Source organism: Proteiniclasticum sediminis (assembly GCF_018128025.1).
Taxonomy (GTDB): Bacteria; Bacillota; Clostridia; order Clostridiales; family Clostridiaceae; genus Proteiniclasticum; species Proteiniclasticum sediminis.
Genome location: NZ_JAGSCS010000018.1, coordinates 1 through 13913, shown reverse-complemented (window position 1 = coordinate 13913; position 13913 = coordinate 1). Strand labels below are relative to the sequence as shown.

The window sequence follows — 13913 nt, the reverse complement described above, 5'->3', positions numbered from 1 at the left end:
GGGTGAAACCGTTTAAACCGAATATCCCAAACAAAAAGAGAAAAAACCAAACAAAAAATGCTTGTTTGGTTTTCCCCCTATTGGATCTTGGCCACATACTCCTTGGGGCTGCAGCCCACATACTTCTTGAAGACGGACCCGAAATACTTGTAGTCGCTGATGCCACATTTCCAGGCGATCTCCTGGATGCTCATGTCCTTTTCCGTCATGAGCAGCACAATGGCTTTCTGGATCCGGTATCGGTTGAGATACTCATTGAAGGTGGTGCCCACGGTTTCCTTGAACTTCCGGTTGAGGAAGGTTTCACTGTAGTTGAGCTTCTGCACCACATCCCGCATGACGATCTTCTTGTCGAAGTCCTTGAAGATCATCTGCAGCATCTGATCCACCACGGCATTGTCATAGTGGGCGTTGTACATGTCCCGGAAGAGGTTGATTTCCTTCAGCTCGTTTTTGCTCATCCGGTTCTGCTGCACGAGCTTTTTCAGCTCAATATCCTTTTTAGCCTTGGAGATCACTGTCTTTAGCTCCTCCAGGTCCAGGGGCTTGGAGAGATAGCCCAGGACGCCCAGCTCAATGGCCTTTTGGGCGTATTCAAAGCTGGAGTAGCCGGAAAGGATAATGGCGGAATAGTCATGGTCCTCATGGGTTTCTTTGAGCATCTCCAGCCCGGCCATGATGGGCATGTTGATGTCGGCAATGACGATGTCCGGGGAATGTCTGCGGATGGCCTCCACCCCTTCCACGCCATTTTGGGCCTCCGCCACCACGACGCAGCCGTAGTCTTCCCAGCGGATGCTGTAGACCAGGCCCTTGCGGATGATTTCTTCATCCTCGGCGATGACAATCTTATACATGTTCTTCCTCCTCAAAGCGGATCCTTTGCAGGACTCCGGGCTCTTCAGGCTGCTGCAGGATGTTCAGGGTGATGGTGAGCCCCCGCAGAGGGCGGGCAGTGATCTCCATGCCGCTTTTCTCCGTATATTTCAGCTTCAGCCGGCGCATAATGTTGTACAGCCCGTTGGCGCGGGTTTCATTCACGTCCTTACTCAGCATATCTTTTAGCTCCTCCAGGTCCTTCTCGCCCATCCCTGGACCATTGTCCTCCACCTGGAGGATCAGGTACCCGTCCTTGAGGTAACCTTTAATCCGAATGGAGAGTTCCATCTGATCCTGGAAACCGTACTTGATGCTGTTCTCGATGAGGGGTTGCAACACCAGCTTCGGCACAACGCAGCTGTAGCAGTTTTCGTCGATATCCATGGTGCACTGGAGCCGCTCCCCGAAACGGGTCTTCTGAATGGAGAGGTAGTCATGGATGAACTGCAGATCCTCCTCCAGGGTCACATCCCGTTTGCTGTTGTTGATGCTGTAGCGCAAAACCTTCGTGAGCTTCACGATGAGCTTTCCCGCCTGGTCGGCGTCAAAGATCAGCAGGTTTCGGATGATCTCCAGGGTGTTGTAGAGAAAATGGGGATTGATCTGGGCGGTGAGATGGTTGATCTCAATGAGATTGTTGAGCTTTAAAAGCTCCGTGTTCTTTTCATGGAGATGGGTGATGGTGTTCAGCATTTGGTTGATGTGGTGGGCCACATCCTCAAACTCGTCCTTGGAATCCATCTGGATCCGGTGGGTCTGGTCAAACTTCCGGATGATCCGGATCTCGCTGACCAGCTTATTGATGGACTGGGCATTCTTTTCCGCCATGGTCTCGGAAATCCGGCTGGCCAGATTGAACCACAGGATTCCGATGATGATGACCATGATGAGACCGATGATGATTTCCGGATTCCCCGGATACAGGACCAGGGAATAGATCTGGATACCGTAGACGGGAAGGGCGGCATGCTTCAGCCAGTACCGTTCTCCGCTGATGTAGGTGATTTTCGACTTCTTGATGTCAAACTTGTAGCTGTTTTCCATGAGGCTGGGCTTATTGTAGAAAATCACATTGTTTCGGGTATCGGTGATGACGCCGTTGTCACTGAAGTGGGACATGTAGTAGCTCCAGTCGTCCCCGGACAGGAAGAGGGAAATGTAGCCTATAATATCCTCCCCCTGGCGCAGAGGCTTCACCATCATATAGTCGCTGTACCCCGTACTGTTGTTGTATACCGCCGTATACACTTCATTCTCCCCGATTTTTCGGGCATTGTTGCTGATGGCATTGTTGTAGCTGTAATGATAGGCCGAAATCTCCTCATTGCTGAAGGAGGAATACTTGATGTTAAACTGGCTGTCCATGACGATGGCCTTGGACCGGATTTTCTGATTGAGATTATGGCGGTAGAGAAGGTTCTGGAAGCTTGCCGCCTCTTCTTCCCCCGCCAGCAGTTCCCGGCAAAGCGCCTGGGTGCTCTCCTCCAGGAGAAAGGTCTTGTGGCTGTCGAAGGCTTCCACAAAGGCCGTCTCCAGATGCTTCATGCTTTTGTCCGCCGCCAGCTCATTCTTGACGAAGGTAGCGGAAAGGAGCGCGAAGATAAAGAGGGCGGAAACCTTCACCAAGAGCGAGATAATTTCCTTTAGTACGGATTTTTTCATTTCTTTTTGAAACTGTCCGGTATTGTCCATCTTCCGCCTCCATTCTTCGATTTCCCTTGGAGGGCAAGCCTCCAGGGAAAAACGTTCCCCTCAGTCTTTCACTGAAATCGTCCTCACACTCTTTTAACTTTACAAACATCAGGGGCAAAAAGCAAGGGCACCCTGGCGCTCTCCGCGTTCGGGAAGAGATCCTCCATGACAAGAGAAAAACCTTCCCTTCCGCCCAGGCGATGCCCCGAAGGCCTTTTTAAGAAGGTATTCAGCGCACTAAAACATGTCTAAATTTTTAATTGTACTAGTTAGTACAAAATTCACCACCAAGACACATTTTCCTAATAAATTGTACACAATTGGATGGTATAACTTAATTATTCCAATAAATAAAAAAACATGTCATTGCGACAAATGAAAGGACGAAGAATTCATGAATAAAGTGAAACTAGCCATTATATACTACAGCGCCACCGGAGGGAACTACCAGATGGTCCAGTGGGCCAAGGAAGCTGCCGAGGCTGCCGGTGCCGAGGTGAAGGTCTTCAAGGTACAGGAGCTGGCTCCCGATAGCGCCATCGACTCCAACCCCCTGTGGAGAAAGCATGTGGATGCCACCAAGGACATTCCCGTGGCCACCCCCCAGGACTTCGTGGATGCCGATGCCGTCATCTTCACCACCCCCACCCGTTACGGCAACGTCTCTTCCCAGATGAAGCAGTACATTGATACCCTCGGACCGGTTTGGGCCCAGGGACTCCTGGTCAACAAGGTCTTCTCCGCCATGACCTCCGCCATGAACACCAATGGCGGTGTAGAAGCCACCCTCCAGTCCCTCTACACCTCTGCCATGCACTTCGGCGCCATCATCGTCACCCCCGGCTACACGGATCCTGTGATCTACGCCTCCGGTGGAAACCCCTACGGCACCTCCGCCCGAATCCTCGATGGCGTCATCCAGAACGATGCTGAGGCAGCGGTAAAGCACCAGGCCAAGCGTGTGGTGGAAGTCACCTCCAAGTTCCTCAACTAATCTTTCCCCTTTCCCCTTTCGCCCCTTTTCGGAGATCCCGAAAAGGGGTTTTTCTCGGGGAAAAATGAAAAAAGCATCTGTGCGATGTCTCCGAACCCTCCGGTTCACTTTAAATTTTACACAATACTATTTGACAATAGATAATTTTTGATTTATGCTGAATGTAAAGAAATTCTAAACTTTATGAGGTGTTTTTATGAATGCTTATGAATTCAAAGCCCGGGACATTGACGGTGTGGAACAGGACCTTCAGCAGTATGCCGGAAAAGTTACCCTCATCGTGAATACGGCCAGCAAGTGCGGCTTCACCCCCCAGTACAAGAGCCTGGAAAAACTCTATGAGAAGCTCAGCGGCGAGCCCTTTGAAATTCTGGGTTTCCCCTGCAATCAGTTCAACAGTCAGGAACCCGGTGACGCAGAGGACATCAAGAACTTCTGCGAGATCAACTATGGCGTGACCTTTCCCCTCTTCGAAAAAATCGACGTCAATGGCGAGAATGCCCATGAACTCTTCCGTTACCTGCGGAAGGAAACCAAAGGACTCCTGGGTGACAGCGTGAAGTGGAACTTCACCAAGTTCCTCGTGGACAAGGACGGCAAGGTCATCCGCCGCTATGCCCCCACCGTGGATCCTCTGGACATTGAAAAGGATATTCGTCAGCTCATCTAGTCTTTACAGGAGTATGTTCTATGCGAAACCCCCTGCGCCTTTTGGCCCCTCTTTTCCTCTTCCTTTTCCTGCTGACCGGCTGCGGTCCCCAGGAAAAGTATCTGCCCAAAGAAGAAGCCCTGTCCCAGGGCTTTGTCGTCATGGACGGTCTTCGTACGGAAAACAGCGAACGCTTTGAAGTCTTCCTGGAAAATATCGGGGCCAAGCGTGCCGATACCCTGGATATAGTGATCTTTGACCTCACGGGCAGCCAGTATGTGGTCCATGTGGAGTATGACGGAACCCAGTTCCTCGCCACCAGCTACTTCATGACCCCCAAATCGGAAAAATCCCATGAAGTCCGGGAGCGCCGATACTCCGATATCATCATGACCAGCGCGAAAAACTACTTCCTGGTGAACCAGGAAAAAACCGAACCGGATCTCTGGATTTTTCAGGGAAATTGAGATTTATTTTCTTCAGCTACTAGGATATTTTCTTTTCCTTTGGTATACTGAAGTTGGAAGTTCAGTATTTCTCACTGTGATTTCCACCAATACACGGACAAAAGGAATCCCGAGGGTAACCTCAAATTGCTTTGCAAAAAGACATGACTTCTGCAGCAGTGCAGAAGTCTTTATTTTCGGCCAAATTTACATATTTTCCCTTTGCAGCGGCTCTCCGGTGGCTAACGCTTCCAGCACGGCCTGGGTCCGAAGGGCGGAAAGTCCTGTATCCTCCAGATGGTCCGTTCCCTGCAGAGTGTTTGTGATGCGCTGCACCAGGGGCTGATGAACATGGGGAAGATCCAAAAAGGAGAGCTCCTGGGTTCCCTTTGCCGTGGTCACCGTCACGGGGGCATTGTCCATGAGGGATAGCCGTAGGCTTCCTTGGCTTCCGAAGATGAGGAGCTGATCCTGGTCCTCGCGGCCGTTGAAGGTGAGCTGAAGAGTTCCCTGGACCCCGCCTTCAAAACGGAGCACCCCGGAGACCACATCCTCCACTTCCAGCGCCTTGGACTGGTTGGCCGATAATCCGTGGACCATGTCCACTTCACCCAGGAGAAACCGGAGAGTGTCCACCATATGGGAGCCAATGTCGAAGAGCTTTCCGCCGCCGGCAATATCCTTGTCATAGAGCCAGGCCCGATGGGCAGGAACCTGGGGCACGGGGGAAACATAGAGATAGGCAAAGGAGCGCACCTCTCCAATGTCGCCGCGCTCCAGGAGCGCTTTCACCGTCTTGAACTTTTCATGCTCCCGGCGGTAATAGGCCACAAAGAGGGGAACCCCCTGGGCCTGGCAGACGCTGCGCATGGTGCGGCACTGGGCCACGGTCATGCCCATGGGCTTTTCCACATAAACCGCCTTCTTGGCCCGGGCAGCCTCTAAGGTATAAAATTCATGCCACTTGGGCGGAGTGGCGATATAGACCACGTCCACCTCTTCATCCTGAAGCAGTGCTTTGTAATCCGTAGTGTACCGGTCTACCCCATGGCGCCGGGCATAGCTTTCCAGTTTTTCTTTGTCTCTGCGCATGACGACCATGAGCTCTGACCCTTCTGCTTTTTGAAAGGCAGGGCCGCTTTTGACTTCCGTCACATCGCCACAGCCTAAGATCCCATATCGTACCATGTTCATTCCTTTTCCTCCTTCGTTCTTCTCTTTCTCCCATTATAGCCTTCTCCCGCAGAAGTGGAACCCAAGGGGGGAGGAAAATATGCTAAAATGAAGTCATTGAAACTTTGGAGGAACATCCCATGAAATACGAAATTATCCCCATTCAGCTCCAGGAAGGCGGAAAGATCCCCGTTTACGCCAACTACAATGACGCCGGTGCCGATGTCTTTGCCGCAGAGGATCTGGTCCTTCGGCCCATGGAAAAGCTGGTGGTCCCCCTGAACTTTTCCGTGGCGCTGCCGGATCATCTGGAAATGCAGGTGCGGCCCCGCAGCGGCCTTTCCCTGAAAACCACCCTGGCTATCCCCAACAGTCCGGGAACGGTGGATGCCGGCTACCGGGACCCCGTGGGCGTTATCGTGGAGAACACCTATAATATCGCGCAGCTTCCCTATGCCCTCCTCTATGATGAAGAGCTCCGCACAAAGGTTCAGAAGGAAGGAAAGATCCTGAAGCCTGACGAGGCCAAGGCGATTTTCAGCACCTACAGCGGGTCTTCCCTGGAAACACCGGAAACCCTGGCCCTTTTCCCCTTCCTGGTGCTGGATGCCCAAGGTAACCCCTGGGGTACCCTCTACCTGGAAAAGGGCATGAAGATTGCCCAGGTGGTGTTCCTGGAAGTGGTTCACGCCAAGTTTGAGGTCGTTCCCGATGTCCGGGCCTTCGGCGAAGACCGGGGCGGCGGATATGGAAGCACCGGGCTGAAATAAGAAAAAACAAGGTGGAAACTGGTTAATCAGTTTCCACCTTTCTTTTTCTTACTAGGCCTTGATGCGGTTCAGTTTATTTGTGTTTTCGAAGGAGCTCTTCGAAATATTCCTTGGGCCGGACGCCGATGACGCCGTCCACGGGCTTTCCATCCTTGAAGAGGATGAGGGTAGGGATGCTGGATACGCGAAACTGCTGGGCCAGGCGGCCTTCATTGTCCACATTCACTTTGCGGATGGCCACATCCGCGCCATGATCCTTCTCCAGCTCTTCCAGGACCGGGGCCACCATGCGGCAGGGTCCGCACCAGGGTGCCCAAAAGTCCACCAGGACCAACCCGCGCTTCTTCAGCACATCATTTTCAAAGGACATTTCCGTTGTATTCATCATGATTCTTCACTACTCCGTTAACTGATAAAATTTAATTTTATACAATTAATTATAGCGCAGAATTCTCTTTTGTGCAATCTATTTTTTCAATTTAAGGAAAGCTGTTCTCCCGTATGATGTAAAGTTATTTACCATCAAATATCGCAATAAAATTGATAAATGCACTTTAGATTACGCAATAATTCAATTTTATATCAAAATTGATAGAGGAAATAAAGAGATCAACTCTGATATTTAGTGTTCTAATTTGTTCAAGCCGTACACATTTATTTCAGCTTCCGAGGCTTTGCGAGATATAGGAAAACTTTTTATTTCTTCAATCTTCCCATCATGAATTTTATAATAAGCTAAATATATGTAAGAATTGTCAAATATATCTTCGTAAGATATCAAATAAGCCAACTGATAAATTTTATCTGTTTGAAATCTACAATATTCATCAATCGATTGGAACATTCTCTTGTTCTCAAAAACTCTTAACTGACGAATTTCATCTTTACCAATAATTCCGAAGTTTATTTTATCTTGCACTATCGCATTTTCTTTAAAGGTTCCACCAAAATCTTGAATTTTCCACCATAACTTAACGTTCAGAGCATGACCACTTCCGATGTTCTGAATTCGCAAAAGTTCTTGAAGGTTTTCGAATTTTTAGCAAGAAAAATTTGCCTGATTAACGGGCGATATTGCAACTCTTTTTGGTCGATTACTTCTTTCATTGTTTTACGTGAGTACGCTATACTATAGGCTATGCTTATAATCGCAGTCAATGCTATTATTGTATCAAGAAATACACTTATAAACTCCAACTTATACTTCCTCCATTATTAATTTAATACTTATGATGCGACTAATCTAAAACGAGTTTTTATTAATAGTATAGGATACTATTATAAGAATAATCAAACAAAAAATGATAAATAACATTTTGTCTTTATTAAATTTGAAATTCGTAAACACCGATGAATATAAATATATGTTTTTCCCTGATAATCCCCGTAATAAAAGAAGGTTTGCTCCTCTTTAGCGAGAAAAGCAGACCTTCTTTGAGCTTTTACGGGGTTTCCTCTGACTTTAAACTGCTGAGCTCCTCCCGAAGGCGGACCTGGGTTTCGTGGACCTTGGCCCGATTCAGGGTGACCAGCTCAATGACCTCGGACAGTCCCAGCACCATGATGATGCGGAAGGTTCCTTCCATAATGACACTGAAGAAAATCGTCCAGCTGAAGGTGCCCATGCTGTAGAAATCTTGCATGTAGTAATTGGTCATGGATGAGGCAAAGGCCAGAATGAAATAGATGCAGGCCATGACGATGGCCACATAACGCAGAATTTTCGACCAGGTGTTCGTCAGTTCAAACATTCAAATTCCCCTCGATATTCTTTATTTTTTACTTTTCTTCCCCATTCTCATAAGCAAAGGACAGGGTGTATTCCATGTCCGCCACTTTCGCCAGCGTCTGATAGACGGAGCAGTACTCCGTGGCCAGCTGCATGGCCTGATCCAGTCCCTTTTCCTTGGTGGGGTTCACCACCACCACTTCAACTTTGACGGTTTTCAGTGTCGTGGGGATCTCCGTGCGCTTCTCGCCGGAAACCTTCATGCGCACCTTATCGTAGGTGATGCGCTTCTTCACCGCAATATCCAGGAACGTGGAGTACAGGCAAGAGCCCAAGGCTCCGAAGACCATGTCATAGGGCTCGATGGTTCCCTCTTCCACGCCGATGACCACATCGCCGCGCTTGGCATGCATGACCCCGCGGAACTCATTCTCAAAATCTATATTGACCCATTTCATTTTAATTCCCTCCATATGGTTTGTCTTGAATCCCATGCTTTTGCGTGGGATCAATTCCATTGTATCATATCTTTCTCCAAAGGTCTTCCCCCCTCCTCGATTTCCCTTAGGGCTCCGGACCTTTCTTTCTTTTCCACCGCTACTCTTTTCCGAGCGGATGCCCAGGATTTTGTAGAAGCCTTCCGGCTCGTTCTCTCCCTTGGCATTTCCCCCTCTTCGCCCACTGTATTTTCGCTGTTTTTCTCTGGGATGGCTCTGACCGTTCCCCTCTCTATCCCTTATAATGATTGAAAACGATATTGTTTTTGGAATAAGCCTCATTTTTTGATGGCTTTGTATGAGAGGAGTGAAGAGCGTGAAACTGAACCATCCATCCATGGCGGGAACCCTGGAATCCAGCGATATCCAAATCCTGCTTTCTCCCGCAGATCAGGGGATTGAACTGAACCTGGAAAGCAGTGTCCTTAGCCAGTACGGTCTCCAGATTCGCCAGACCATTCTGGATGTCCTGGAAAAACTGGAGGTCACCGATGCCAAAGTCGTGGCCATCGACAAGGGGGCCTTGGACTGCACCATCCGTTCCCGCGTCCAGACCGCCGTATTCCGCGCTGTGGATCAGACGGAAAATCTGCCTTGGGGGGTAAGCATGTGATGCAGGATAAAAAGAAACGGCTTCGCCGCACCATGATGTTCCTCAATGCCCATCGGGCCAGTCTGGTGAAAGACCCTTATGTGTACCGTCCCGATTCCATCATCTTCGATCTGGAGGATGCGGTGTCCGAAAACCAGAAGGACTCCGCCCGAATCCAGCTCTATAACACCCTGAAGTATGCCGACTATAAGGGTGTGGAGCGCATTGTCCGCATCAACGGCCAGGATACGCCCCACTGGAAGGAAGACATCCGGGCCGCCGTGGCCGGCGGATGCGACGGCATCCGAATTCCCAAGTGCGAATCCAAGGAAGATGTGCTTCGAGTGGAGGAATGGGTGCTGAAGGCGGAGAAGGAATTTGGCCGCCCCGAAGGCTCTACCCTTCTCATGGCCGCCATTGAAACGCCCCTGGGGGTCATCCGAGCATTAGAACTGGCCCAGAGCTCTCCCCGGATTTTCGGCATCTCCATCGGTGCCGGAGACTTCATGCGGACCATGCATGCCCGAAGAACCCCGGATGGCTATGAGATGCTGGCCGCCAGAAGCCAGTTGGTCCTGGCCGCTCGGGCTGCCGATGTCCAGTGCTTTGACACCGTCCATACGGACGTGGACGATCTGGAGGGACTTCTTCGGGATACCGAGCTCATCCGCAACATGGGCTTTGACGGCAAATCCGTCATCAGTCCCAAGCAGATTGCGCCCATTCATTCGGTCTTCACCCCCACCCTTCGAGAAATCGAGATGGCGGAAAAGACCATCTACGGCGTGGAGGAACTGGCAAAGGATGGCGTAGGAGTCTTTGTGGTGGACGGTCAGATGATCGACATCGCCATGGTGGAGGGCGCCCGCCGGGTCATCGACCTGGCCAAGGCCTCCGGAGTGTACAGGGGGGATTTGTAATGCGTAATGCAGTGGGAAGAGACATTCCCGAAGTTTATCTCAAGGACGGGGTGGAGGTCTATCAGGGCATCTACCACCGGGATCAGTATGAATACCAAAAAGCCGCACAGAAGGTGAAGGCCTATGTGAAGCCCAGCGCCAACAAGGTGGTGGCGGATCTGGCCGAGGCGGTGCGCCTCTGTGGCCTGAAGGACGGCATGACCGTTTCCTTCCATCACCACTTCCGGGATGGAGACTACGTGGTGAACATGGTCATGGACGTCATCCATGACTTGGGCATCCGGGACATCACCATCTGTGCCAGTTCTTTGGGTACCGCCCATGCCCCCATTGTGAAGTACATTGAGGATGGCACCGTCACGGGACTTTCCTCCAGCGGCGTTCGGGGCGAGATTGGCGACGCCATCTCCCAGGGCAAGCTGAAGAACCCGGCCTTTATCCGCAGCCACGGCGGCCGGGTCCGCGCCATCGAATCCGGCGACATCCACATCGATGTGGCCTTCATCGGCGCTCCCACCTCCGACTTTGCCGGCAATGCCCGGGGAAAAGGCGGAAAATCCGACTGCGGCGTCCTGTCCTATGCCATGGTGGATGCCCGCTATGCGGACAAGGTCGTCGTCGTCACGGACACCTTGGTGCCCTTCCCCAACTTCCCGCCCAGCATCGAGCAGGTGGACGTGGACTATGTGGTGGTGGTGCCGGAGATCGGAAATCCCAAGAAGATTGCCAATGCCCTTCTTCGCTTCACCACGGATCCCCGGGAACTGCTCATCGCGGAATATGCCACCAAGGCCCTGGTGAACACGCCCTATTTTCAGGACGGCTTCTCCTTCCAGACCGGTGGCGGCGGTCCTTCCTTAGCCGTGACCCGTTTCCTGAAACCCTATATGATGGAGAAGAACATCAAGATGGGCTTTGCCATCGGCGGGATTACAAAACCCATGATCGATCTACTGGAGGAGGGGCTCATCGGCACTATCGTGGATGCCCAGGACTTTGACCTTACCTCCATCGCTTCCGTGAACACCCATCCCCGTCATTTTGAAATTTCCACCTCCCAGTACGCCAACCCCATGAACAAGGGCGCCTTCGTCAATCAGCTGGACTTTGTCATTCTGGGGGCCCTGGAAGTGGATCTGGACTATAACGTCAATGTCATCACCGGTTCCGACGGTGTGGTTCGAGGAGCCCCAGGCGGCCATGTGGATACGGCAGCCGGATCCAAGTGTTCCATTATCGTGGCGCCGCTGGTGCGCAGCCGCATCCCCACCATCAAGGACTCCGTCATCACCGTGACCACCCCCGGCGAGAGCGTGGACATCATCGTCACGGAAGTGGGCGTAGCCGTGAACCCTCGGCGTCAGGATCTTCTGGATTCCCTGAAGAACTCTGGTCTTCCCCTCATGACCATCGAAGAGCTCCGGGATGAAGCCTACAAACTAGCCGGCAAACCCCAGGACATCGAGTTTGAGGATCGGGTGGTGGCTCTGGTGGAGTACCGGGACGGTACCCTCATCGACGTCATTCGAAAACCCAAAGCTGTAGTTCTGCCCTAAACTATCGGAAAGCCAAATGAAAACGCAGGCGCGATGCCTGCGTTTTTTTCATGGACTTTCGCGTAACCTCAAGGGAAGACAAATGGTCAGCGCCAGACTTCCTCAGGGATCGCCATGGGAGCGGGCGCTACCTTCTGGCTCACGGAGGAGATCTCAAAGGCCTTGGAAGGAACCGCTTCATCAAACCGGTGCCGAAGATCAATTCTCGCCCAGTCATCCGGCGCAATCATGACATGCCACTCCAGATGCAGCTCCCATTCCTCGGAAAAGAACAGATAGTGGGAGACCACCAGCCACTGGGGACTCACCATGGTCCCCGTCCACACCGTATCCTCTTTGATCTTCAGCTCCGGCTGCTTTTCACGAAGGTACGGAAGGAACATCTTCAGGAGTTCCTCTGCATAGGCTTTCCGGTCATCTTCCCCCTCAATCACCTCAAAGGTCAGGGTCTTTTTTTCCGTCACGGCGCCCCGGGTGCCTTGAATCTCCACCGAAATGCTCTTCCCTACACTTTCTTTATTCGGAACGACGACTACCTCCGCCACCTGCCCCGCAGTAATCTTCCCCTGGAACACCTCCACTTGGGCTCCAGCGGTGGACGCGGTGATTTGCACCGGATCCGCTGTATTTTCTTCGCCCAGGGTGACCAGATAGTGGATCCGCTGCCCGGCAATGGCAAATCCCTTTAGCTCCTCGGGCACCACCTGGAGGGTGAACGCGGCATCTCCGGACTTTCCTGTACAGCCTAGAGCAAGTAAAAGAGAGAGAACCATAAAAGCGGCAACCCATCTTCTCCTTTTCATCGTTACTCCTTTCAGGCACGGGATATGCCTTGGCGAGCTCCTTGTCTTCCCGAAGATCAAATCCGTAAAGGTAAAGGCAGTTCTCTATCCATGTTCATCATAGCTGATTTTGTTGAACAAACTGTTTCCCCATGATGAAAGGATTGATATGGATATCACAAAAAATTGAACGGGAAGCTGAGTGCTGAACGGAGTCTTTTTACGGAGCAATATCTTCAATAGCTTTATGATATATAACAAATGTGTTATGATTAGCGCATCACTTCATTTTCGTCAAAGGAGGAGGAAGGTCACCATGGTGGAGTACAACGTGTTTAAGTGGCGATTTGACCGCAGCAGTGCAGAAGAACTGGAGGAAACCTTGAATGGGCATGCCCGGGAAGGGTGGAAAATCTCCAGCATCATCCCCCATATCCAGGGGGGTGGAGGAAGCCTTATGGGCGCTGTGGATGGTCATGAGGCCACCTTTATTCTGGAAAGAACCTTAACCCGATAAATGATCCCTTGAATGCGAAACTCCCTCCAGAAAAACTTTCTGGAGGGAGTATTTGTTTTACAGAATCACCGTGACGGTCTGTTCCTGGATGTCGTAGAAGGGATTCTTCCGCTTCTTCAGGAAAGGCAGAGCCAGGGTGGGGAAAAGCGCGTACATGAGGACATCCTCGGTGGACTCGGCCAGATCGCCCAGTTCCGCTTTGAAGTTCTCCATCTCGGGCTTCAGAAGATCCGCCGGACGCATGGTTAAGACTTCCTCGTCGCCGATGATCTTTTCCTTCATCTCCTGGGAGATTTCTCCTGGAGGCGTGCCGTAGAGACCCTTGACGTAGTCCTTGATTTCCTTGGGGACCATCTTGTAGCGTTCTCCGCTTAAGACATTCATCACCGCCTGGGTGCCCACCATCTGAGAAAGGGGGGTAACCAGCGGCGGATAGCCGAGCTCTGCCCGAACCTTGGGGACTTCCCGGAGAACTTCCTCATAGAGGTGTTCCTTCTTGGCGTCCTTCAGCTGGGAGAGAAGGTTTGACAGCATGCCGCCCGGCACCTGGTACACCAGGGTGTCCGGCTCCACGTCCATGACCTTGGGGTTCAGGAGGCCGTCTTTTCGGAGCTGCTCCTTGATGGGCTTGTAGTGTTCAGCCACGATCTTGATCTTGTCAAAATGCAGGCCCGTATGGTAACCCAGTTCCTCCAGGGCGATGCCCAGGGATTCCGT

General features: G+C 51.5%; 16 protein-coding genes and 1 pseudogene. 8 read left to right on the top strand and 9 right to left on the bottom strand.

The genetic code is table 11. From position 1 onward, the window contains the following. Window positions 1–77 precede the first annotated feature (77 nt). Both KCG48_RS11815 and KCG48_RS11810 read right to left on the bottom strand, forming a co-directional pair. A complete protein-coding gene (locus tag KCG48_RS11815) occupies window positions 78–857 on the bottom strand; it encodes a response regulator transcription factor (protein ID WP_211802409.1) in 780 nt (259 codons plus the stop codon). Then, a complete protein-coding gene (locus KCG48_RS11810; RefSeq protein WP_211802408.1) occupies window positions 850–2571 on the bottom strand; it encodes a sensor histidine kinase in 1722 nt (573 codons plus the stop codon). The genes KCG48_RS11815 and KCG48_RS11810 overlap by 8 nt, the downstream gene beginning before the upstream one ends. A gap of 394 nt (window positions 2572–2965) precedes the next feature. Here KCG48_RS11810 and wrbA point away from each other — a divergent pair, with 394 nt between their 5' ends. The 3 genes from wrbA (at window position 2966) to KCG48_RS11795 (ending at window position 4681) form a co-directional block, all read left to right on the top strand. Further along, window positions 2966–3565, top strand: coding sequence for an NAD(P)H:quinone oxidoreductase type IV (gene wrbA / locus KCG48_RS11805; protein ID WP_211802407.1), 600 nt, complete (start codon window positions 2966–2968; stop codon window positions 3563–3565). 196 nt (window positions 3566–3761) lie between these two features. Further along, window positions 3762–4235 carry a glutathione peroxidase gene (locus tag KCG48_RS11800; RefSeq protein WP_211802406.1) on the top strand — a complete coding sequence of 158 codons (474 nt, stop codon included), beginning with the start codon at window positions 3762–3764 and terminating at the stop codon, window positions 4233–4235. 20 nt (window positions 4236–4255) lie between these two features. Then, window positions 4256–4681 (top strand): class I SAM-dependent methyltransferase, encoded by a 426-nt coding sequence (locus KCG48_RS11795; RefSeq protein WP_211802405.1) that lies wholly within the window; start codon window positions 4256–4258, stop codon window positions 4679–4681. Window positions 4682–4867: 186 nt separating this feature from the next. On the opposite strand, the gene KCG48_RS11790 is transcribed toward KCG48_RS11795, so the two are convergent. After that, window positions 4868–5854 carry a Gfo/Idh/MocA family protein gene (locus tag KCG48_RS11790; protein ID WP_211802404.1) on the bottom strand — a complete coding sequence of 329 codons (987 nt, stop codon included), beginning with the start codon at window positions 5852–5854 and terminating at the stop codon, window positions 4868–4870. Between the two features lie 119 nt (window positions 5855–5973). Here KCG48_RS11790 and KCG48_RS11785 point away from each other — a divergent pair, with 119 nt between their 5' ends. Continuing rightward, window positions 5974–6603, top strand: coding sequence for a dUTP diphosphatase (locus KCG48_RS11785; RefSeq protein ID WP_211802403.1), 630 nt, complete (start codon window positions 5974–5976; stop codon window positions 6601–6603). 73 nt (window positions 6604–6676) lie between these two features. Here KCG48_RS11785 and trxA read toward each other — a convergent pair whose 3' ends face one another. From trxA to KCG48_RS11765, 4 genes are all read right to left on the bottom strand, one after another. After that, window positions 6677–6991, bottom strand: coding sequence for a thioredoxin (gene trxA / locus KCG48_RS11780; RefSeq protein WP_211802402.1), 315 nt, complete (start codon window positions 6989–6991; stop codon window positions 6677–6679). Between the two features lie 234 nt (window positions 6992–7225). Continuing rightward, window positions 7226–7618 carry a hypothetical protein gene (locus KCG48_RS11775; protein WP_211802401.1) on the bottom strand — a complete coding sequence of 131 codons (393 nt, stop codon included), beginning with the start codon at window positions 7616–7618 and terminating at the stop codon, window positions 7226–7228. Window positions 7619–8045: 427 nt separating this feature from the next. Beyond that, on the bottom strand, window positions 8046–8354 hold the full coding sequence (locus tag KCG48_RS11770; RefSeq protein WP_211802400.1) for a hypothetical protein: 309 nt from the start codon (window positions 8352–8354) through the stop codon (window positions 8046–8048). Window positions 8355–8382: 28 nt separating this feature from the next. Then, window positions 8383–8790 carry an OsmC family protein gene (locus KCG48_RS11765; RefSeq protein WP_211802399.1) on the bottom strand — a complete coding sequence of 136 codons (408 nt, stop codon included), beginning with the start codon at window positions 8788–8790 and terminating at the stop codon, window positions 8383–8385. A 355-nt stretch (window positions 8791–9145) separates the two neighbouring features. Between KCG48_RS11765 and citD the strand changes: the two genes are divergently transcribed. From citD to citF, 3 genes are read left to right on the top strand one after another with little or no spacing between them, the layout of a single operon-like run. Further along, window positions 9146–9442 carry a citrate lyase acyl carrier protein gene (gene citD / locus KCG48_RS11760; RefSeq protein ID WP_211802398.1) on the top strand — a complete coding sequence of 99 codons (297 nt, stop codon included), beginning with the start codon at window positions 9146–9148 and terminating at the stop codon, window positions 9440–9442. Further along, complete coding sequence (locus tag KCG48_RS11755; RefSeq protein WP_211802450.1) at window positions 9442–10341, top strand: aldolase/citrate lyase family protein; 900 nt, start codon at window positions 9442–9444, stop codon at window positions 10339–10341. Before citD ends, KCG48_RS11755 begins: the two co-directional genes overlap by 1 nt. After that, window positions 10341–11897 (top strand): citrate lyase subunit alpha, encoded by a 1557-nt coding sequence (gene citF / locus KCG48_RS11750; RefSeq protein WP_211802397.1) that lies wholly within the window; start codon window positions 10341–10343, stop codon window positions 11895–11897. Before KCG48_RS11755 ends, citF begins: the two co-directional genes overlap by 1 nt. Window positions 11898–11983: 86 nt before the next feature. On the opposite strand, the gene KCG48_RS11745 is transcribed toward citF, so the two are convergent. Next, a complete protein-coding gene (locus KCG48_RS11745) occupies window positions 11984–12700 on the bottom strand; it encodes a hypothetical protein (protein WP_211802396.1) in 717 nt (238 codons plus the stop codon). 295 nt (window positions 12701–12995) lie between these two features. On the opposite strand from KCG48_RS11745, the gene KCG48_RS11740 reads away from it, so the two are divergent. Continuing rightward, window positions 12996–13196 (top strand): DUF4177 domain-containing protein, encoded by a 201-nt coding sequence (locus KCG48_RS11740; protein WP_211802395.1) that lies wholly within the window; start codon window positions 12996–12998, stop codon window positions 13194–13196. A gap of 57 nt (window positions 13197–13253) precedes the next feature. On the opposite strand, the pseudogene KCG48_RS11735 reads toward KCG48_RS11740, so the two are convergent. After that, window positions 13254–13913 (bottom strand): annotated as a pseudogene (locus KCG48_RS11735) (oxaloacetate decarboxylase subunit alpha); the annotation flags it as partial.